At 57.7% G+C, this 21,787-nt stretch carries 16 protein-coding genes; 12 read left to right on the top strand and 4 right to left on the bottom strand.

What is annotated here, in order from left to right; translation table 11 throughout:
* Window positions 1-4: 4 nt before the first annotated feature.
* The 11 genes from VI234_RS18700 (at window position 5) to VI234_RS18650 (ending at window position 15,225) form a co-directional block, all read left to right on the top strand.
* Window positions 5-2,104, top strand: a complete 2,100-nt coding sequence (locus tag VI234_RS18700) for a hypothetical protein (protein ID WP_336330889.1) — start codon at window positions 5-7, stop codon at window positions 2,102-2,104.
* The gene (locus VI234_RS18695; RefSeq protein ID WP_336330888.1) at window positions 2,101-2,946 is read left to right on the top strand and encodes a hypothetical protein; all 846 of its coding nucleotides are present in this window, start codon (window positions 2,101-2,103) and stop codon (window positions 2,944-2,946) included. Before VI234_RS18700 ends, VI234_RS18695 begins: the two co-directional genes overlap by 4 nt.
* A 2-nt stretch (window positions 2,947-2,948) precedes the next feature.
* Entirely contained in the window at window positions 2,949-4,601 is a 1,653-nt protein-coding gene (locus tag VI234_RS18690) for a hypothetical protein (protein WP_336330887.1), read from the top strand.
* The gene (locus VI234_RS18685; RefSeq protein ID WP_336330886.1) at window positions 4,601-7,855 is read left to right on the top strand and encodes a VirB4 family type IV secretion system protein; all 3,255 of its coding nucleotides are present in this window, start codon (window positions 4,601-4,603) and stop codon (window positions 7,853-7,855) included. The genes VI234_RS18690 and VI234_RS18685 overlap by 1 nt, the downstream gene beginning before the upstream one ends.
* Window positions 7,856-7,860: 5 nt before the next feature.
* Window positions 7,861-8,238, top strand: coding sequence for a hypothetical protein (locus VI234_RS18680; protein WP_004966056.1), 378 nt, complete (start codon window positions 7,861-7,863; stop codon window positions 8,236-8,238).
* Complete coding sequence (locus tag VI234_RS18675) at window positions 8,235-8,708, top strand: hypothetical protein (protein ID WP_058992269.1); 474 nt, start codon at window positions 8,235-8,237, stop codon at window positions 8,706-8,708. Before VI234_RS18680 ends, VI234_RS18675 begins: the two co-directional genes overlap by 4 nt.
* The gene (locus VI234_RS18670) at window positions 8,705-9,460 is read left to right on the top strand and encodes a relaxase/mobilization nuclease domain-containing protein (protein WP_064287389.1); all 756 of its coding nucleotides are present in this window, start codon (window positions 8,705-8,707) and stop codon (window positions 9,458-9,460) included. The genes VI234_RS18675 and VI234_RS18670 overlap by 4 nt, the downstream gene beginning before the upstream one ends.
* Window positions 9,461-9,555: 95 nt before the next feature.
* Window positions 9,556-11,673, top strand: a complete 2,118-nt coding sequence (locus tag VI234_RS18665) for a type IV secretory system conjugative DNA transfer family protein (RefSeq protein ID WP_336330898.1) — start codon at window positions 9,556-9,558, stop codon at window positions 11,671-11,673.
* 1,117 nt (window positions 11,674-12,790) lie between these two features.
* A complete protein-coding gene (locus tag VI234_RS18660) occupies window positions 12,791-13,156 on the top strand; it encodes a hypothetical protein (protein ID WP_336330885.1) in 366 nt (121 codons plus the stop codon).
* Window positions 13,157-13,585: 429 nt separating this feature from the next.
* Entirely contained in the window at window positions 13,586-14,416 is an 831-nt protein-coding gene (locus tag VI234_RS18655) for a type IV toxin-antitoxin system AbiEi family antitoxin domain-containing protein (RefSeq protein ID WP_336330884.1), read from the top strand.
* A 5-nt stretch (window positions 14,417-14,421) separates the two neighbouring features.
* On the top strand, window positions 14,422-15,225 hold the full coding sequence (locus VI234_RS18650; protein ID WP_336330883.1) for a nucleotidyl transferase AbiEii/AbiGii toxin family protein: 804 nt from the start codon (window positions 14,422-14,424) through the stop codon (window positions 15,223-15,225).
* A gap of 690 nt (window positions 15,226-15,915) precedes the next feature.
* Here VI234_RS18650 and VI234_RS18645 read toward each other — a convergent pair.
* The gene (locus VI234_RS18645) at window positions 15,916-17,061 is read right to left on the bottom strand and encodes an SOSS complex subunit B family protein (protein WP_336330882.1); all 1,146 of its coding nucleotides are present in this window, start codon (window positions 17,059-17,061) and stop codon (window positions 15,916-15,918) included.
* A 1,274-nt stretch (window positions 17,062-18,335) separates the two neighbouring features.
* Here VI234_RS18645 and VI234_RS18640 point away from each other — a divergent pair.
* Complete coding sequence (locus VI234_RS18640) at window positions 18,336-19,730, top strand: HEPN domain-containing protein (protein WP_336330881.1); 1,395 nt, start codon at window positions 18,336-18,338, stop codon at window positions 19,728-19,730.
* A gap of 558 nt (window positions 19,731-20,288) precedes the next feature.
* Here VI234_RS18640 and VI234_RS18635 read toward each other — a convergent pair.
* The 3 genes from VI234_RS18635 to VI234_RS18625 all read right to left on the bottom strand — a co-directional run bounded on the left by VI234_RS18635 (window position 20,289) and on the right by VI234_RS18625 (window position 21,491).
* Window positions 20,289-20,441, bottom strand: coding sequence for a hypothetical protein (locus VI234_RS18635; RefSeq protein WP_154020981.1), 153 nt, complete (start codon window positions 20,439-20,441; stop codon window positions 20,289-20,291).
* A 68-nt stretch (window positions 20,442-20,509) separates the two neighbouring features.
* A complete protein-coding gene (locus VI234_RS18630; protein ID WP_336330880.1) occupies window positions 20,510-20,998 on the bottom strand; it encodes a hypothetical protein in 489 nt (162 codons plus the stop codon).
* A gap of 127 nt (window positions 20,999-21,125) precedes the next feature.
* Window positions 21,126-21,491, bottom strand: coding sequence for a hypothetical protein (locus tag VI234_RS18625; protein ID WP_336330879.1), 366 nt, complete (start codon window positions 21,489-21,491; stop codon window positions 21,126-21,128).
* Between the last annotated feature and the right edge of the window lie 296 nt (window positions 21,492-21,787).

Raw genomic sequence — 21,787 nt, 5'->3', positions numbered from 1 at the left:
TACGATGCCATCACTCCGCTCACTGCTGATGATCGCGGCCCTTTGCTCGCTGCTCTCGACAGCCGCAGCTGCGGGGCCGGCGTCCGCTGGTGGCAACCCAGCCCAGATTGAGCGGGGGACGGCACACTCCCTTCCCGACGCGAGCCACGGTGGCGTGGGGGTACTCCAACAGAACGCCACCGCACCGAATGGCTCCAAGGGCGAGGGAACACAGACGAATCGCACTGACAGTAACGACTCCAGCGTCCGAGACTCAGTAGGCAACGAGACAGCAGGCAACGGGACAACAGCCAACGGAACCGAGGGCAACGAGTCCGTTGATCGAGGGCCAGCAGCGAACCAGACAGGCGTGAATAGGTCCGTCGAACTCGGAGCAAGGCAGAACCTCAGCGCGAAAGTCTCGTGCTACGAGAACGCCTCGAACCCGCCGGCCAATGCGTCAGTGGGAGAAAACGCGACAGCAGGCGTCGTGCCTCCGAACCGCTCCTACAACCACAACCACACGTTCTTCCGTGCGCTGTGGTCTGGCGATCCCGATCATCCGAACCTCACACGGGCCGACCGGGCTGAGGCTGAGAACGGCACACTGGCCGTCCTGCCCTCATGCACGGGAGATATGGTTTCTCGTGAGCCATCGAACACGACGCTATGGAACCGACCCGAACACGACTCGTTCCGGACTGGAATCGAGAACGCCTCGTACCCAGTGAACGTCACGGATACTCGCTCTGGACTCTGGATTCGTGACGCCTACGTCGCGTTTTTCAGCATCGAGCCATCGACGGTCGTCCATCAAAAGTCGGGTACGGAGCGTCTAGTCCGTCCGAACGGCACCGTTCGTGCCATTCACGACTACCGGGTGTTCATCTCGGAGGTCTTCGAGGACGACTTCCGCGTCCTAAACACGTCGACGAACACGACACTGTACGCCAACGGCACTGCGATGGACAACAGCACTGCCGCCCAGCCCACCCTCAACTACACGGAGATCAACGGGACCACGGAACTCCAGTTGGTCACCACGATCTCGACGAATATCTCGGAGATTGGCGATGACGAGATTGACGAATACGAGCTAACAGTTACGGACTCACGGACGGTCCGGGTAGAGAACCTGTCCGAGCGGGAGATGGTCGTCGAACCCGGCGTCGTCCCCAACGGCAGAGGGGCCACGACCGACGACTATCGGATCGGGACTGTAATCCCCGGCAGCTGGCAGAGCGTCCAGTTCGATGGCGGATACGAAGTCCAGAGCAAGTGGCGGTTCTACACCCGCTCACCGCCCGGGTGGGAAAACTGGTCGGAGAACACGACGACGCCAGTACGACCGCTCGAAACCCACGCTGTCCGAACCACGGAAGGCCCGGCAGTCACGGTCAACCGCGTCCAAAACGAGAGTTCCGACGGCTGGCGGTTCGTCCCATCGCTCGAAGCGACGTATCCGGTGAACACGACGGCGAACGCGACTGCAAACACGACGGGGAACACGACCGCTACCGCGATCAACAGGACGACGCTCCCGCCAGAGATTCGGATCAACCGTTCGGAGACGTTCACGACGGCAGATCGGTTCACGATTCGGAGTGCGGAACAACTCCGGACGGAGAACTTCGAGATCAACGGACTCGTCCGCGGGAACAGTATCGAACAGCCAGCGGACTCGACGAACCCGACGCCAATCCGGGAAGTCAACATCACCTCCGAGGTCGTCAACTCGACTGACAACTCGACGGACCTGCTGGTCCGGGTCGAACCGACGGCTGGCTTCCCGATTGCGGCAGGGAACGTTACTGTCGCAACGGGGCAGTCCCAGGTCAAACAGTCACTCGCTGGCGATGATGAGATTACGGTCACCGTCGACCAAGGCGAAGTCTCCTCGGCGATAGTCACGTATCGCCCGACTCAGATCTGGTGGGAGCAAGGGCGTGCTGTCCCGGTACGAGACACCCAAGAGCGGGTCGCCTACGAAGTGAACCTCCCAGACCTTGCGGAGTTCATCGACCTCGCTGTAGTGACGCTCCTGACGGTGTTGCCGGCTGTGCTGGCGCTGTATGGCTACGACGTCTGGACGAGAGGCAAATTCATCGGTTGGTATAATCCATGACACACAAGACTATACCACGAAATAGCAGTATCGACCGCAGAACAGTGCTTGGACTCCTTAGCGGGGGTCTTGCCACGCTTGCAGGCTGCAGTGGCGGGCTGTCTGATAGCGGTGACGGAGGTGACGGAAGCGCTGGCCCGCCAGACGAGCAGTCCGACTACATCGAAGAGACGTCGATTGAGATTGTCGAGAACGGCCGCCAATTGGCTCTGGAAGTGGCTGTGACCGATGAGATCGAGCCGTCATCGGTCAGCATCATCACAGAGTCCGGTCGGGAGTTCGTCAGCGACTATTTCAGTCCTGGTGAAACCCGGACTAGCCTATCGCTAACGGCGGGAGATGATAAATACAAGCCATTGCCCCGGGGCCAGCACACGCTCTATCTCCGTGGGGATGACGTTGAAACCGAAATTCCACTCGAACTGGGCACTACATTCGAACTTGAAAAAGTCGTTCCTGCCACTGAACATCCAGACGTTCGCGAAGGCCTCGGCCACTTGGTGGTGGTTGTCAGGAATGTGGGTGAGCGAACCGGTGCAGCTACCCGCGCATTAATGAATGGGAAAGAAAAAGAAGACGTGTTTGTCCCGGTAGAGCCTGGTGAAACCAATGTCGTCAGATATTTTTCCCTCATTGAAGACACCGTCTCTTCTTGTCCGAAAGTTGATGAGAGCGCTAAAAGAGATGAGCAATTAACCGTTGAATTCCTTTGGAGCGATCCAGTCACATTCACTCAGACGATCAGCTATGAAAATTCATCTGGATGCGAGCGGACTCTGATTGGGACTCCTGAAGAAGTCACTGCTACCTCAGTAGAGACAGAGACGGAGACGGAGACGTAGCAATGCAGTCGGGAATAGGCGAGGACCTCGTTGAGGAGGTTTTCCAGAGATTGCTGAGAGAACTCTCGTCGGCAATCACAGCTGGTATCAGTGGTTTCCTTGCTCAACTTAAAACGCAGATAGTCAATTATCTTGACGGGTTCTTTAAGAGCCTCATTGACCCGATGGTAGGGACACCCGCCCCCGAAGGACCGAATTCATCGGCCCCAGTTGACATTGCGTTCGAATCTGCGAGTAATGCCCCGTGGAACTCGCTAATATCGGGCATCTACTTCGATGGAATCGTTGGGTTGGCACTCGGGCTGCAGTTCATCGTCTTGGCAATGATTGGAGTTCGATACGGGTCGATGAACCCGGTCATTCGGAAGAAGCTCCTACGCCGACTTGGGGTTGCCTTCCTCTCACTGTTCTTTTGGCTTCCGGTCGCCTCACTGGGGACTCAGTTCTTCAATGCCATCGGTCGCGAGATTTACAAATCCGGTCAATCAACGACTGAAGTCGCCGCACTAATCGGCTCAGCCCAGCAGATTGCGGATCTCAGTCTGGGGATATTCCTTGTCCTCATCATTGTCGGACTGTACGTCTACCTCAAAGCGACGTTCATCTTCATCACTCGGTGGCTGCTGGTCTTCCTGTTGACGCTGTCGATGCCACTGGTCGCGACGTTCTGGGCAGTGGAGGTCTGGCCGCTGAACCGCTTCTCGGGACTGGCGAAACAGGTCGCCGGCGCGTACCCCGGAGTCCTCGCTGCGGGTATCCCGCCTGCAATCCTGATACGCATGAGCTTTGAAGCGACAAACTGGGGACTGGCTTCTGAGCTGTCCCTGTTCATCAGCCTCGTGACGCTGTACTTGGCGGCAAAGTCCCAGAAGGTCCTCATCCAGCGCAGTAGCCGCGTGGCAATCCAAGTCAGCGAACAGGCCCTTGCTGGTGGGAAAAAGCCCCTCAAGATCGGTGCGGCGGCTGGTGGTGCAGCGGCGACAGCCGGCGCTGGCGCGGTCGGTGGCCCCGGCGCAGCAATGGCGACGGGTGGCACGATTCGAGCGGCTTCAAGCGCTGCAAAAGGGCGTGTCGGCAGTGCTGCCACGGGTGCTCAGATGGTCCACCGCCAGATGGTGGCCAACCCCGCTGGCATGAAGAGCGGTTCCAGCAGCGGCCCCACCGGCTCCGGAGGTGGCGGCAACAGTGGTTCCGGCGGCGGTGGCTCAGGCGGTGCAGGCGGTTCCGCTCCGCCCTCTGGTGGCGGCAGTGGCAGCAGCGGGTCTGGTGGTTCTGGTGGCTCACCGCCCTCCAGCGGCGGGAGCGGGTCCAGTGGAAGTCCCCTCAACAGCCGATTCACCAACGGTGGTTCGTCCGGCTCGTCCGGCTCGTCTGGCTCGTCTGGCGACTCCGAGAGCGACGACACCTCAGTAAGTGAACCCCAGACCAAGATGGAGCGCCAGACGCAGATCAACTCTGGCGATACCAGAGTGTTCGAGTCTGAGGTTGATCCGCCGTTCTCCGACGACGACTTCGGCGAGAACGATACTGAGACCACTGACTCCGATGAGTCCGAGTCGTACGACTCGCTCAAGGACGTGTTTGCGACTGATGACGATATATTAGGGCCGGATGTGTACCGCGACGGCCTGCCTCACAAGGAGGATGACGACTAATGGCTGACTCAGAAGAAGAATACAATACGAACATCATCCACGAATCTCTCGGAGATTCGACCAACTTCTGGGGCGACTACACGCTGGGGGAACTCATCTTGTTCCTCATCCCGCCGTTTGGCTTCCTCGTCGCGATGGGAATGCCATTCGTGCCGGCGGCGCTGTTCTTCCCCACGTTGGCTCTCACAGCGGTCGTCGAAGTGTTCCTCTACATCCTGCACAAAGTCCGGCCAGATCACTATCGCCTGACTGAGTGGCTGCGGGTCAAACTGTTCTGGCTCGTCAAAAAGAAGCAGTACACTCACGGCCAAGGGAATCAGGATACCCGGCAGGTCACGCGACTAGAGCGGGTCATGCCCCACGGCATTGAGCGCGTCGACGGAGCGTATGTCGGCGCGGTCGAGGTCGAGCCCGCCAATATGTCGCTGCAGGACGACGAGAAATGGGACAAAGCCGTCAAGTCGCTCACACGCTTGTCCGAGTCACTGACTGGCCGGGCGAAACTCCACGTCACGACGGCCGAGGTCGACAACGAGTCTCACATACAGGCACACATCGACCGGCTCGACGACCCCGACGCGGAGAGCCATTCGATCTTCCGAGGGGTGCTCATGGAGTTCGTCAACCGCTACATCGACGACAGCGGGAATGTCGAGACTGAGACTGAACTCCAACGCAAGTACTACATCGTCGTTTGGGTCACTGACGACGACATTCACGACCTCCAGATGAACAGCGACTCCATCGCGGATTACCTGACTGGGATACCGGTCATTGGGCGGCTGTTCACTCGATTCGACAGTGACACGCTCACTGACGCTGAGCGAGAGGAATTCAAGGCGAAGAAGCTCCACGACCGGCTCGAAACCGTCGACAGAGCAGTCAACAATATGTTCCGGTGTCGCAGTCGGTCGGTCAGCCCGCATGAGCTGGCGCACTTGACCGAGGACTACTGGGCCTGTGAAACCCGGTCGGAACGCGAGTACGAAGAGGCGGCCTCCGTCTCCCCGGTGACGTACTCGGCACGGGAACTCATCAAGCACGGCAAGGGTGCTACAGCCCACGACGCTGCGGAGGGCATGGACACCGACGACGTCGGTGGGACCGACTACGAGGTCGACGAGACTGACTTCGTCTCCCAGTTGCATAGACCGGGAGAGAACCATCGGTCACTGGTTGCGCCGACGGATATCGAGTGGGAAGCCGACCACGCTCTCATCGATCAAGAAACGTACACCCGGTGCTTCTGGATCGAGACGTATCCCGAGCATCCGACGAGTGGAATGCTAGAGCAACTGCTATTGGATACGGACCTCGCCGTCGACGTCTCAATCCACATCGACCCATACGACGCTGATACAGCAGTGTCGGTCATGAAGGAGTGGATCTCCTCACTGAAGATGCTACAGAACGATAAGGGGGAGCTGGAAGCGGAGGATATCGAACAGGAGGTCAACCAGGCAAAGTACATCCGGCAGATGGTCCGGCGGAACCACACGTCGCTGTTCCGTGTCGGAGCGTTCATCCGGCTGACCGCTGAGACCGAAGAAGACCTCCGGAAGCAAACGAACCGGCTCGAAACGCTCCTGCGAGACTCACCGTCGAACTGCGGGGTCAAGCGAACGACCCGCCGGCAGGAAGCAGGACTGGTGACCGTCTCGCCGATCGGGGCCAACGAACTCAGACAAAACCGACTCTCCTCAATGACCGGGGAAGCGCTCGGGTCACTGTTCCCGTTCTCGTCGAACTACCTGCGGATGGAGGACGGCATCGAGTACGGACTGCACGGCCACAACGACTCCTCGCTGTTGATCGACCCGTGGGAACTGGAAACCGGCCACTCGGAGCTTGTAACCGGGATGCCCGGCGGCGGAAAGACGCACGGCACGCAGGCTCGGGCGATGCGGATGCTGAAAAAGCGGTCGGACGTCAAGCAGATCTACATCGACCCGGTCGGGGATATGCACGGCAGCGCGAAGATGCTGGATGCAAAGACCATCACGATCAGCGGTGAGACGCCGCTGAACCCGTGTGAGATGCATCCGACGCCTCAGCATGTGCTCGAACAATCCCCGGATATGCAGCCCGTCTCAGCGAAGAAAGACGAAGTGTACGGGGTCATCGAGAACTTCCTCCAATCTCGGGATGTCGATCTGGAGATGCACAGCGGCCTGATCACGTTCCTGATCGACACGATATTCACTGAGTCCGATATCGACCCAGCGGACCCGTCAACGCATACGCCAGAGAACTCACCGAACCTGAGTGACTTCTTGGAGGTGGTTGACCGCCTCCAGGAAGAGCCGGGAATGTTCCCGGGAGCGACGACGGAATCGTCCCAGCAGAAAATCCAGCAGTACGCAAACGAACTCTCGATTGCACTGCATCCGTTCCGGCCGGGGAGTACGTTCGGCAACCTCTCGAAAGAGTCGGACTTGCGGCTGATCGACGACAGCAGCAAGGCCGTCTATCTGGACCTCCAGCAGGTCGAAGGCTCGGGTAGTGGCCTCGGTAAGCAGTCGTTCATCATGCAACTGCTGTTGTCGACGCTGTACCAGCAGGCCAAGAATATGCAACAGAAGGTCGAGATCATCATCGACGAAGCTCACTACCTGTTCAACGACGACGCAAATCTGGAGTCGCTGAACCAGATTGCGCGGCACCAGCGCCACGCCGGACTCCGGCTGGTGATGCTGTCCCAGACGCTCTCGGAGTTCGAAGACAAGGGCGCAGCCGAGGAAATCGCGGGAATGTGCCCGATCAAGGTGCATCACCGCGAGCCAGAGCTAGGCGACGAGACAGCAACAAGCGCTGGACTGACGGACGAACAGCAGTCTTACATCCAACATGCCGAAGCCGGCAAGGAGTCACTGGGCGACGGTCAGGGCTACTCGCAAGCGCTGGTTCGTGTCGACGAACATGGCGATTACCCGTTGACGATCAAGACGTCGTGGGAAGAGAAGCAGATCATTGACCTCGACGCTGATGCGGAAGATGCGCTTGACGTTGTTGCTCACGAGGCTGACTCCCGCGCTGCTGACTTCGAAGAGTTCGTACGCTCGAAGGCAGTCGAGCAAGAGCTAGCGAATCGTGGATTGTCCCCGGAGAAGGCTGAACACGTCCTCAATGGACTCAGCGAAGACGATTTGGTGGATGTGGTGTCTGTAGCACTTGACCAGACACAGCCAGAAGCAGTTGTCGCTGACGGTGGTATCGAGACAGAGACTGATGCGGAGTTTGACACTACGGAGTGATTCACATGAATGACATAATCTCGCTACGGATGAGTGCAGAAGAGAGAGATCAGATAGTACGGCAGGCTCGGAAGGTAGATGAAGACCTATCGGAGTATATCCTGAAAGCTACGGAGCAACGCATTGCCCGTGAGCTGCACGATCAGCGTGCGGAGGAACTGGGTCTGGAACCAGAGCTGGAACAGATCGCTGAGAGTGTGACAGAGCAAGTGAACAAGGCAGCAGATATTGAGACAACTGAAGAGTTGGCTTATGAAGTAGCTCTCTGGGACTTGATTTCGACAGACTACTCCTCAGAGGAGCGTGCTATTGCGATGGATGAAGCGACAGACAAGCTACAGGAAGAGGTAGACAACGTCCGTAACAAGGAGGGTCAAGAATGAGTGAGAGAACTGTCATTCAGATCTATACGACTGACGAAAATCGGGAGTGGCTTGAACAACTAGCCGATGAAGAGGATACGTCAATCTCGGAGTATGGTCATGAGATGATTGAGGATCACATTGACCGTGAAACTGGGGAGCGTCAGTACGGCCGGTATGGAACTGATACTGAGATAGAAGTCATTTTGGACTCTCTCAAGGAGGAACTGGGGGAGACTCTGGACCAATTTGAGTCTGAAACACTCGAGGAAGTACGGCACATCCAGAGAGTGCGGACAGCGTATCTTATCTCGATCTGGAAGCTGATTAAAGACGACTACTCTACTGCCGAGCAACAGCTTGCGATGAAGTTTGCTGAACGGTTCACTGGACAGGAGCTCAACACCGAGTCCGAAGCAATTCTTCCAAGGGAAAGCAGTAGCAGCGAAGATGGACAGGGGTCCGCCGGCGCAGTGGGTGATGGCGCATGATCGTAGAAACGGACTATCAGCAGAGCGGAGCAGGGAACCTCGTCGATTATATTCGCCGTGATCGAGACCAGGATGCCGGCGCGACAGTTGATCTACGGAACCCGGCCGGCCGAGAACTGTCCAACCCGGAAGTAGACCGATTTGTCGACAAGAGTCAGGAGTTCGGATTCCAGCGGCATCTGATCGTCTCGCCAGATCCTACTGGACAGTATTCTCCCCAAGAGGTCCAGACCAACACTCGGGACGTAATGAACCAAGAGTTTGCCCGCCAGCCGACAACCGACTATGTGTATGCTGTCCACAGGGATACAGACTTTCCTCATGCACATATCGCAGCTACTGGGAAGCAGGCAGAGCTGGAAATGGATTTAGAAGACATCCAGAAACTCAGTGAACGGGCGGAAACCGCGTTTGAAGAACCGGCTCGAACGCGAGACCCAACGGCTGCCGCCAGTGATTCTCCGGAGGACATCGGTCGGGTCGTGGATGAAGAAGCACGGGAGCAGTATCATGAGGAAGAACTATCGCTGAACCCCGAAGCCGAAAAAGCGCTCAAACGGGCGACTGAGAAGAGTCAGCAGAAAGACGTCGGACAGCCCACGGCTGAGAAAGCGAGCGATGAGCGCCAAACTGACCCACTCTCAGAGCGTGCTGCGGAGAGGGCTGAAGAACAGGCGGCAACTGAACGCGAACCCGAAGTTGATCTTGAACGCGAGCAGGAACCCGAACGCGAGCGTGGGTGGTGGCAGTGAGTTCTAGTTCTTCTGCACCACCAGGCCAACGCTCTGGCGAGGTGCCGAATAGCCTCAAGTACGACAACGTCGTCGGGTTCGTCTGGGCTGGATTTATGCTGCTGTTCCCACCGATGATCGTCGATAGTGACAAGATCCTTCCGAAGCGGTTCTGGGCGTGGCGCTACATTTACCTCGGGTTTGGACTCATCAGCGCAGCGTTCTTCTACGACGTGCTTGTCCAGACACCCAGCGCAGCGCTGTTGTTCCCGTTCGCACACGTTCTAGCTGCAATCTCAGTCGGGACACTGTTCGCTGACTTCACTGTGCCCGGCCTGTCGCTGCCGATGCTCTCGTACTCAACCACGGTAATCCTGTATGCCATCTCAATCGGTATCGTGTTCTCCGGGGAACTGCTCCGCCGGACCTCGCCGGAAATACTCGCGATGAACCAGTGGGACCACGACGACGGGGAGTCCGTCGTCCCACTCGAAGAGGTCTCTCACGAACACGAAGAGGCTGAGATGCCGTTCACGCTCGATCAGGATGTCTCTACAGCCGTCGTGGGCGAGACTGGTTCGGGGAAGACGTCAATGATGAAGCTGCTGGCCTACCAGTTCCCGTACTACAGCGACACAGCGGTCATCGCCCATGATACTGGGGAGGACTTCCAAGCGTTCTATGAGGACCTGGGCTTTGAGGTTCAGCGCATCCGCCACGAAGATAGCGATGTGGTCTGGAATCTGTTCAAGGACGCCGATTCAGAGTCGGACTTCCGCGAGGTCGCCGGCGCGATCTTCGGCGAAGCCGACGGCCACGACCCGTTCCACCGGCCCGCCAAACAGACCTTCGCGGAGATGCTGATGTATCTGCATCTCAGCGCGAAAAAGAACAGTCGCCGTCACGCGCTCTGTCACGCCGATATCGTCTCGCTGCTCAACGAGGGCCACATCGCGCTCAAGAAAGCCCTTGACGAGTTCGACCGGCTGGATTCGGGTCATATCGACCCTGACAAGGGGAAAGGCGCACAGAACGTCTACCAAACGATCAAGGAGAATGTCGATCCCGTCTTCACCGGCGACTTCGGAGACTACGGGGAGTTCTCACTGCAAGAGTACATCGAGAACCCGGAAGGGCGAGTCCTCATCATTGACTCAAACCCAACGGAACTGGAAACGCTCGGGCCAATGTATCAACTGATTGTGGACTGGTCGATCCGCTACGCGATGAATACCCCGAATCCGACGGTCCACATCCTCGACGAGATTGACGCACTGCCGGCGCTTACTCAGGTAACGAACCTCACGGCCCGAGGTCGGAAACACAAGGCCCGGGCACTAGTCGGCGTACAGACAATCGGCCAGCTCAAGGACACGTACAGTACGATTTCCGGGATTGTCGGCAACTGCCCACAGGGAGTCTACTTCGGGCCTGGTGACAGCGAGTCGACGGACTTCATCCTCGACGAACTCGGCGAGAGTCGGCAGTATGACCGCTCCGAGATGGTGTCGATGAGCCACCAAGGGCGCGGCGAGAACCCACGAACGCAGGCTCGGGACACGTACAAACAGAAGGACAAGACGCCGGTCACGTCCGGCCTGCTCCGAGACTTCCAGCCCGGTGAGTGCGTTGCCGTCTCACGGACGACGTGGGTCCACGGACAGTCCTACGAACTGGCCGACGTTCGCGATAGCCTTCCGGCACAGGGTGCGGAGGCGCCGGGTAGTTCGGAGCCGGAACCCTCTGAGGGTGACACCGACATCGAGAGTGACAGCTGGTTCTCGTTCACTCGGGCCCGACTTGATGATGTGCTCTATGGGTCACTTGGTGAGACCGAAGATGATGAGTCCAGAGAGAGTGGCCCGGATCGTGACTCCGAAGTCGAGCCGACTGCCGACGCGACAGATGGGGTGGGCGACGACGAGTCGAGCGACCCACTCGACCAGACAACAGCAAACACCGCCGTCACGTCACCGGATACAGACCACCCAGATGTATCAGATTTAGAGGGTGACTCTGGTGGCGCGGATCAGGACCAACAGCTGCCCGATGACGATGGCGACCACTCCCCTGAGACGGTCTCAGGTCCCAGCAGTGACGAGACGGACTCTGCTGAGAAGGAAGAGAGTGAATCGCCTGATGAATCGGACACGGAGACTGATACTGACAAGAGTGAAGAACGGGACGAAACTGAGGCAAGCGGAGAGCGACGCAGGCCATCTGAGTTCATGTGACCTACATCAATTTCCCCGTGTTCTAACTATAAGACGTTCTATATATTTCTCATTTTCCGTGACGTGGTGGTGCTTCTCTACAAGTTGGTAACCGGGTCCTGTCGAGACTGTAGCACTCGACTTGTATCAAAGTTATTGAAGTTACTTTCTTCGGACTATTCTATATGCGAAATCGCAAGACGGCGTCGGTAATTTGCCAATCTGAATCACGGTGAATCACTCAAACACAGCGACGAATCATCAGCAAATCGCAGGACGGCATCGGTATGAATCGCCCAGAATCGGATACAAACTACACTCTTTACCTTGTCGTGCATATCCCGGCGGAGGCGCGAGAGACATAAGAAGAAAAACATAAGAGATAGAACAAAGGAAGAGACAGTGGATCGCGGAACCTACCCAGAGCGAAGACTGGTACACTCACCCCGCAAGGAAACCTATCGAGTTTCAGATAGAAGTCGCCTCACTCCCCGGAGCCGTATCGTGACTTGGACGCGGCGGGCCAGCCCCACCGAGCATCATGCGAGTCCACTGTGCCACGCACGTCGTCGGCCACCGACGTCCAGGGCCACGCCGATCACGACCACACTCGAACTGAGCCAGTGCTGGCAGACCGACGCTCGACCCTCGCTCGCTTCGGCCCTTCGTGGCGCACACCTCGACAGTCACCGGCCGGCGACTACACCACCTTGTCCGGAGCTTTGTATCCTATCTCCAACAGGTACAACACGACTTGTTTTCGCATCTTTATAATATCGTAATTTAGTGCGCCACTCAGCCGGGGAACCGTCCGATTCCCGGCGGGGATCGCGCCCGCCACTGCAGGCACGAGTGGACCGGCGTGAGGCGCGCGACCGCGCCGAGCGCAGCGCCCCGTCGTCCGAGTGAGCGAGAGCGAACGAGGACAGGATAGACGAGCATCGCGAGTCTGTCAGTGGCGTCGCGCGCTGGGACGGTCCACCAGCCATCCAGCCTTGGTCCCTCCCGGGCTGGCAGACCCACGCTTGCGATCTATCCGGCACTCCGTGGGACCAGTACCTCGACGTGTGCCAGCTGGAGCCACCCCGACCCGGAGCTTTTTGAGCGATGACGGCCAAGTCTGAATCGCACCGTTCTCATGTCACAGCCACACCTTTCTCCAGAGCAACAGCCATCCGACCAGCGTCAGATTCCGAGCATCGAAACGATCGGGCCGGTCGTCGACGAAGTGATCGACATCGCCCGGCGGGAGCTTGATGCACCACGGTCAGTCGAGATCGAGACGTGGGAAGATCGCGAGTTTCTGGTGCGTATTATACACTGGTCAGCACCAGGCGTGAACACTCGGTATGGATACGAGACAGCAATCCAGTATCACAGTGATCGGGAAACCGTCGAAGCCTTCCTGATCGAAGAGGATACTCACACTGATGAAGCAGAACGCCTCCTGAAGATGGAACTCGGAACGATACCCGATCCAGTACGAGAAAAAATTGGGGAGTAACGACTGATTTACTTGTCTGTCAGTTCCCGATGACAGCCCTCGCAGACTTGATCGTACTCCTCATCGCGCTCTGCGTCGTAGAATGACCCAGCGCGAAACCGCTCGGGGTTATACTTGGTCTGGAACGTTTTCTTGCAGCGCGGACAGCGAATTTCTCCCATTCGAAATATCACCTCCCGGCAGCCCTGTCTGGCCGCCACCTGCCTGCGGCCACACAAAATCGAGGTGTGTCTATCCGGGATACCGGGTCCAGACACCGACTAACCAACAGCACCCCAGACAGCGCCGACTTTGTTGGTTAGAACGAAGATACCTTTACTCACTCAACAACTCAGGTTTGCATGAGAGCGATACTGTTTGTCCTGTCAACCAAGGGAGTCACAAGGCTAAAGCCAGCCTAAGTTTATACTCTATGTAAGAAACGCAGTTATGAGTTCAATAGATCAAACAGATACTATACGCAAAGGGCTCTCGACTCGAGAAAGTCGACTCCTCTCACGACTCGCTGGCGCGGGCCACCAAATCATCTCCGTCGACGACATCGAGACGACATTGGAGCTCTCCCCGAACACTGCCCGAGAGATTGCCTCCCGCCTCACTGAGAAAGGTTGGCTCGACCGGCTCTTTCCAGGCACATATCTCATTATTCCACTGACTGCCGGTGAGGAAGGCGTGTACACAACGCACGAGTACCTTATTGCCGCCCACGTCGCCGAGCCGATGTACATCGGCTACTACAGTGCCCTCAGCCACCACGGGCTGACCGAACAAGTCCCTCGGACGGTCTACGTCGTCACACCGACCCGAGCCCAAAGCCGGGAGATCCACGGCGTTCCGTACCGCGTCACGACAGTCACTGAGGGGAAGTTCTTCGGCTTTGAACCGACGTCCATCGATGGGACGACCGTACAGGTCAGCGACTTAGAGAAAACACTGGTCGACTGTGCGGACCATCCCGAATTCTGTGGTGGCCTTCGAGAGCTCGCATCCGCGATGCGAACCGCCGACCAGCAGGGCTGTGCCTGGGACACCGTCGGCGAGTACCTCGAACGACTGGATAACGGAGCAGCGACCAAGCGGATCGTCTACCTCGCCGACCAACTCGGGATCAATCTTCCCACCCGCGAGGCCCTCGTCGAATCGTTCACGAGTGGGTACTCTCTGCTGGACCCAACGCAGCCTGAAACGGGCTCAAACAACAGCACGTATCGCCTCCAGATCAACGTCGAACCAGCAACGCTGGAGCCGGCGGAGGCCTGATCGAAGTGCTCAGTCAAGACCGACTCCGAATTCTCGCTCGCGAACTGGGTGTTCGCCAAGGATACGCCGAAAAGAACTACGTTAATTCGTGGCTCCTCTGGGGCATCTTCATGAGCGCCTACGGTGACAATCTCCTGTTCAAAGGCGGAACCGCGCTCTCTAAGCTGTACTTTCCGCAGTCATGGCGGTTCTCAGAGGATCTCGATTTCGGCGTCGAAGGAGAGTATCAGGGATCCAAGCGAGAGCTACGGACAGTCCTCGATACGATTTCCGACCGCTCTGGTATCGAGTTCGAAATTCGAGAGCATCATGAATCGCAACAGGATCACTATCCGACCCACTACGTCGACATTAGCATCCAGTACCGGGCAGTCCTCAACCACCCCAATACGACCAGTATTGACGTGATGGTCGACGAGCACGTCGCATTCGACCCGGTTCACCACACCCACACATACGAGGATATCCCCGAATTTAGCCTCCAGGCGTACAGCGTTGAGGAAATCTTCGCCGAAAAGCTCCGGGCGGTCTATCAGCGTGGGGCTGCTCGTGACTACTACGACCTCTACCAGTTGCTTGAAACTGACTCAGTCACGATTGACTTTGCCGACGTGCGACCCGCCTTCAAGGCGAAGTGCGAACACGACGGACTCACAGTCGACTTAACAGATGGGTTACCTGACGAACAACGAGAGACTATCCGCCACCAGTGGGAGACCACCCTTCCGGACCTCACCGGCGATCCGCCGGCGTTCGAGATGGTCTGGAATCAATTAGACACGACAATCTCCCAACGAGAGTCGAGGTAGTCAAGGCCCGATATTGGCATCAGTGACCGGCGAATCTCCCATTCGGAACTCCGGTCCTCGCTCTTCTGTAGAACAGTAGAAAGCCCTGCTAACGATACAGCCAATGGTTGGATCGACGAACTCACCAAGGATTGGGCGACCGAATGATACGAAGTGTAACCCACGTAACGGGGCGAAGCCCATCCACTGTTGGCTAACCTGCTGAAGAGATTTCCGACCACTCACAATATCTAAACAGCGATGCAGTGCGGCTTCTTCCCTTTCTCCCCGGCGGCAGGCCGGGATCGCGCCCGCTACCGCAGGCACGATGGACCGCCGCGAGGCGCGCGAGAGCGCCGAGCGGAGCGCTCCGTCGTCCTCGTGAGCGGTAGCGAACGAGGGCTCGACAGACGACCAGCGGGAGTCTGTCGGTGGCGTCGCGCGCTGTCGCGAGCCGCCAACCACCCAGCCCCAGTTTCTCCCGGGCCGGCTGGCCCACGTCCACGCACACACCAGAACACCAGCCCGCTCACAGCCCCCACCAGACTGACCCACGTTGACGCGCTGGTGCGGTGGCGTGCCAGTCCGTGCGCGCGGTTGTCTCGCCGCCGCCCGGTGTGCCGGAGGCGGCGGCGAGGCCGCGTGCGCGAGCACCGTCGCACCGCCCGAGGAAGCCCCCCGCTCGATGGGGGACGCCCTCGCTATCGGGCGTCAGTCTGCGGAGTGGACGAGACCCTGATGCGTGGCGGCCCCATGCTCAGTGTCGAACAGGTCCGAACACTCGGGTTCAGGACAGCGGGCCTTCCCGAGCGTCACGGCGACCGCGCGGTCAGTGTCCCGCTCGTTGGCCCACTGGTGGGTGTCTGACTCGGCCTCCCACGACGCTACCGCCGGGCTATCACCCGAGGAGCCGAACATACTACTCCCGTGTCCGGTGGGCGCGGGACCGTCGCCGCGCTCGATGACACACATGAGCGTGTCGCTCGTGACGGCCACCGTCTTGATACCGTTGTACTCGTCGGGCTTGCCCCCCGAAATACGAACTCTGTCGCCCTCGTGAAGCGTGCGCACCATCTCGCCGCCGTGCATGGACTTGCCCCAGACCGTGACCTTCGCACTCGTTCCCTCGTCGTCCTCGATGTAGAGGACTTGGTACTGGTTCCGAGCGTCGGGTTCCTCGATGATGTGCGTGACTTCGCCTTCAACCGTACACTCGTAGCCGTAGGGACTCACCTCGTCGATAGGCGTGGGGACTTGCAGGTCGTTCTGGGCCTCGTCCAAGACAGTAAAGGAAGCCTCATACAGGCTGTTACAGTCGCCCATCTGCCCGGACACAAGGGCCGCAAGTCGGCGGCTTGCCGCCGCCTGCGACAGACTGGTCTTGTCTGCCAGCGTCGCGGCCTGCTGGTTGACTCGCGCCAGCGTGTCGCGGTCCATCCACTGCCGCGGGTCAGCCGGGGAACGGAACCCATCAGCGCGTTCGGTTTCGGCGTCGGTGAGCTGGCGAGCCGAGGCTTCGCGGTCGGCACCGTCGACGTGAGCGCGTGCGACCTCGGAGTGGCGGGCTTGCTCGGCTTCGCGGCCGTGGCGTTCCTCCTGCTGTTCCAGCGGTTCGCCAAACCGCCGGTCCGGACCAACCTCGGTCGAGCGGGTCCAGTCGTATGCCTCCTCCTGCCGGGCGTAGAAGTTGCCACGGCTATCGCTACCTCGATTCATTCTGAAATCGAGTTCGTCGCCGTTCTCCGTCTCTGCAACCGCCTCTAGAAGCTGTTCGGGGCCACCCTCGACGTGGGCCGAAAGGGAAACCGTCTGGTTGCTTGCCGATGCTTTCTTACCGCTGGAATTGCTAGCGTACATTGTCTTTCGCAACCTACGGAAAGACACTTGTCGGGTGCTCTAACACCCGATTTCTGCGGCGTGAAACTGCCCTGCCAGCGCCGCGTGCGTCGTGTCTTTCCGTACTTAACGGCATGGGTGCCGACTACTTAAAGGTAACGGACCATTTGGATTGTTTCAAGTGCAATATTCGGGAGTCTGAGTGGTTTCTAAGCGGCGTCTTGTATTTCGCGTTTCGAGGGAAAATAGTATATAAAGACCGTCGGTGGTTGACACCCCGGCGGGCGGTCCCATCGTGTGCGGGTGCGGTGAGCCAGCATCCCGCGCGGCCAAGCGAGTGCCGGATGGGTGAAAGCCCGGCAGCGCAACGAAGTGAGCAGCCCGGAACACAGGGCACGCAGTGCCCGTCCTCGTTCCGGCGAGGGAGCGCCGGCCGCGAGGGTTCCTCACCCGGATCGCGCGCGACTCCGACGCGTGCGTTCGATTCTGCTGTGCTGTGCCGTAGCAGTCGGGTGGGACTGAAAGGGGCACGCCGCTGGCGCTTGCCGTGGTCGCGTCAGCGGCCCCTATCCGCGTGCGGTTTGCGCGGATATGTCGCTGAGCGACCGCCAGCGGCGTGGGGCTTTCAAGGTGTGCTGGTCCGACACCGAGTCCGTCGTCGCGATACCGTTTGGAGTGGTGCCGTCGAAGCCAGCGCCACGAGTCCCGCCACCACCAGTCTCACGAGTCCTGCCAGCCGAACCGTCGGCTCCCTCGACACCGTCACGAGTGCCACAGGACTCGACTCCAGGGCCAGCAGCGCCAGAACCTCCCGCTCGCTACACACGAGACACACGCCACCCGAACCCTCTCCGCCGGCCATCGGTCCACGCACCGACTCCAGCAAGAGCGAGCGTGCCGCCCAGCGGCGGCTGCCCGGCGGTCAGACGACACACCAGCCAACCACCTGTATCTGTCCGGCCGTCAGTCCCACGCCGACACACGCTCGTCTCTCGCGCTCTCAGCCAGCCCGCCAGCCCCACGCTGCTATCCACCAGTCATCCGAGGGTGTCATACAACGCTCCTAGCTCCTCTAGGACTCTTTCAACAAATGGCCAGTACAGCTACTGGTAGAGGATTAGAGCTATCAGAACCCTGTCAGTAGATCTGTGCGGGACACAGAGCGTCGTATATGCAGCACAAGTTCACGTACATTTGAGGTTTTGTGAGATGCTTACTTCCCGGCTGTAGCGAGTACTGACCCCGCTCTCAGATTATACCCAAGCGTATATCGGATCATAAAGAGAAGCTATGATATGGACTCAAAGACGTTCAAAGGTGAGTGGTGGGCGCCTGATGACCCTGAGGAACGGGTAGCTGGCATCATCGAGTATATGCCGTCAGGCGGCAACGCGGAATTATTCGGAGTTTTAGGAACTGATCTTGAGCTTGGGAGGGATATTCCAGAACGACCAATAGATGACCTCCACCAAGGGATTCTACATGGAGAAACAACCGACGCCGAACTCATTACAATTGCAGATGCGGTTGTTGCTGAAGAGAATAATCCAGATGTGCTGAGTGACGCCGGCATTTCCACCACTCGTTATCAATTTTCGCGCATTTATATTGGGGAACACTTCGATACGGAACCAGCGTTTTCACAGTTTTCCGTCAGCTTTGACGGATTAGCGGAATGGTTTGGGGCATCTAGAGTCGAGATGGAAGTGCCAGATGAAGAAGATTTAGACGAAGTAAATCTCAAATTTTATGTCAAAGAACATAAAGAAATCAATATTGATTTGCAATCTGCACAACTGACGTTTTTTATATCTCCTGGAGTCAGCAGCAGTAGTCAGGAAACAACGCTCACAGAAAGTGTCTCGATGAATATTTGTTTAGATGCTGAATTGACTTTTAAAGAGTTCAGGAATGAATACTTGCAGCCGCTTCAGCGTTATATTGCTCTTGCCACAGGTGCGCCAGTACAACCGACTTCAATTACCGGAATCGATTCGTCAAACGTCCAGGGTGTTTCAATTCTCACGAATATCCCTGAGTTTGCACCCGGCGACCGCTCTGTTAGTCCTGTGGGGATATTATTCAAACCGGATGAAGTGGATTTGGAGCAGAGTATTCAGCACTGGTTTGCGAATGAGAGCTCAGCGGAATATATGTTTAATTCCTACTTTGGGATAATCTACAACTCACAACTGTATCTGGAACATGAATTCCTCTCACTTGCAGTAGCGTTGGAATCCTATTTCGGTCATAAATTTCCTGACTACGAGCTGATGGACAGCGGGGAATATAGAGACCTGAGAGAGGGCATTGTAGACGGAATTCCAGACGACGCTGACGCAAAGGACCGAATTGAAAACCTCCTCATCAGCATCGGCAACCTACCTTCGTTTAGTAATAAGCTGGAGTTGGTAATCGATGAATTTCATCAGGTGATAGAACTATTTATCGACTGGGACAGTACCCTTTCCCAAGTGACTGACATTCGGCATGACCTTGCACATGGACTTGGGAGAGATTATACTAGCAAACAGGTAGCGATAGCCAGATACCGACTCCAGCTTATTATCGAATGTATTTTATTAGATATTGCAGGCATTGAGAACGAACATAAAGCAAAAATACTGATTCAAAAGTACCAAGATGCTGATTTTGTTGATTTCGACCCGGACAGACCGCCTCAGGAATAGATCCGGCTTCGCTTCTGGACCATATGAAATGAACAAAGGCCTCAGTATTCCTCAGCAGGGCGAAGTTCAGAATCAGGTCATCTTGTAGAAGTCGATGGTGAACTAGTACGGCTTCAGTCCTGAACTGCTAGATTTAATCGGTAGACAGCTTGAATCGTGTTTCTAGCGATTCACGGCTGAAGCGGAACTAGAGTACGTTGCTCAGTACCGGTTAGACACTATGCTTTCTGTCGAAATTAACTTATGCCGGTGTGACTGCTGACTATGCGAATTGTATCTTGTACGGCAATTAGAATCTCTATTTGAGCTGGTAGAAATCTCAACAGTCAACTCGAACACTTCTGGGCAGGCAGTTCTTTCTCAAGAGTGTTGAACCAAACTACCCTGTGAACTGTTTTATGTCACCATAACCTGGCATACCTCTGTTTCGCCCGGCCGTCTGCCCCACGCTGAGAGGGACCGACTGCCAGCGCGAGTGCAGTCGTGTCCCTCTCGTCTCCAACCGCGCGCGACCCCGACGTGCGCGTCGTCACTCCCCGGAAACGCAGACCAGCGATTCTACATGACTTGCTGGTGGCCCTCGGCGCAGGTGACGACAGGCTCGGTGCGCGGGTCACGAGCCCGTGGGTCTGCCTCGACGTCGACAGTCTCGGTCTTGACAATATCTGCGTCGCAATCCTCGTTCGGGCATGAATCAGGAGTCTCCAACATTCGTGTTCCTCACCCGCCAGGGACACACAAAATCGGGTTCGACGAAAACTGACTGCCGCAGCTCTCCCTCAGAAGTGAACGTCGGCGGGGACGATCCAGAGGGTATCACTCTCGTCCAGAAGCCGGTCAAGCTGCGTCCGATCGCGAATCCCGCATCCGTGTTCCCCGTACAGTGCAATCTCTGGTCCTTTGGCGGCTCCGACCTTCTGGAACGCACATCGAGCGAGGTCTTTGTCGCGCATAATCTCCTCGTCTGAGAGCTCGCCGAGGGCGTCTTTGACCGTCTGGAGATTACGCTCGAACGCTGACTTCGTTGTCTCCCAGCCATCGCCAAGGAGTTCTTGCCCGGCCTCGGAGTCGACCGGAGCCGCGGTCGGACGCTCGCCCCACCGGGATTTGCCTGCGACGGTGGAACTCTCGTCGAACGTGACGTAGTAGTCGAACACTGCGTTTGAGTGCCTGTCGACGCCGACCAGGGTGTCGAAAACGCCTTTGCCAGCGGCGAGTGCTGCGTCTGCTGTCGGTGCCTCAACGAGCGCGTAGATGAGCATATGCATTGGTAGATCGTGACCTGCCGGCGCTCCACGCACTGCAGTCAGTGCGACGCCGGCACCCTCGTCGGCGCACACAAAAGTACGCTACACGAGGTCCGTCTGACATCGAGCCCGCTCTAGAAGCTGGTGTCTACAGGAGACGAGCGAGGGACTGCTTGAGACGACCCTTCAGGCCGGATGTTGTGAGGACTTCAATCTCGACGACACAAGAGCACAGTAGCAACAGCTCGCCACACGCGGGGCACTCCTCGTAGTCGCACAACCGATGATGTATCTCGCCGTGCTCGACACCACACGCAGGACACGACTGGGCGCGCCACCGTTCGAGATCGACGGTAACGGCCCGTTCGTCGCTCTGGAGGACTTGTAGCTTGTACGTGAGATACTGGCTGCCCTCGCCCCACGGGATCGGGTCGGAAGCCACCCCATTGACGTAGTAACGCTTGTCGACACACGCCGACGCCGACCGTGGCCGGCGGCAGTCGGGACAACACATCTATCTCTCACCCCGTGGACGCCCCGCAAAAACTTCGCCACTCGTCTGTGCCTGCCGGTGCTGGGCACGAATGTCCGGTCGGTCGTCGGCTTCGGTGCTTGGAGACTGTTCGTCGACGGACTGCTGTTCGGTACTCATAATCAGGAAAACCCCTCACCCTCTCGGGGGGACACAAAATCAGTCGATCACATCGAAAGCCCACAAACCCTTCCAGTAGAGCTTGAATCTGTGTTTTCGATGCGTGGCTAGTTCTCGAAGTGAGACGAACGGTAAGTTTCGGCGGTGAGGAGTCGCTG

This window comes from Haloarcula sp. CGMCC 1.2071 (genome assembly GCF_037078445.1).
In the GTDB taxonomy this organism is placed as follows: Archaea; Halobacteriota; Halobacteria; order Halobacteriales; family Haloarculaceae; genus Haloarcula; species Haloarcula amylolytica.
The sequence above is the reverse complement of the archived record's forward strand: the minus strand, read 5'-3'. Positions and strand labels throughout refer to the sequence as shown.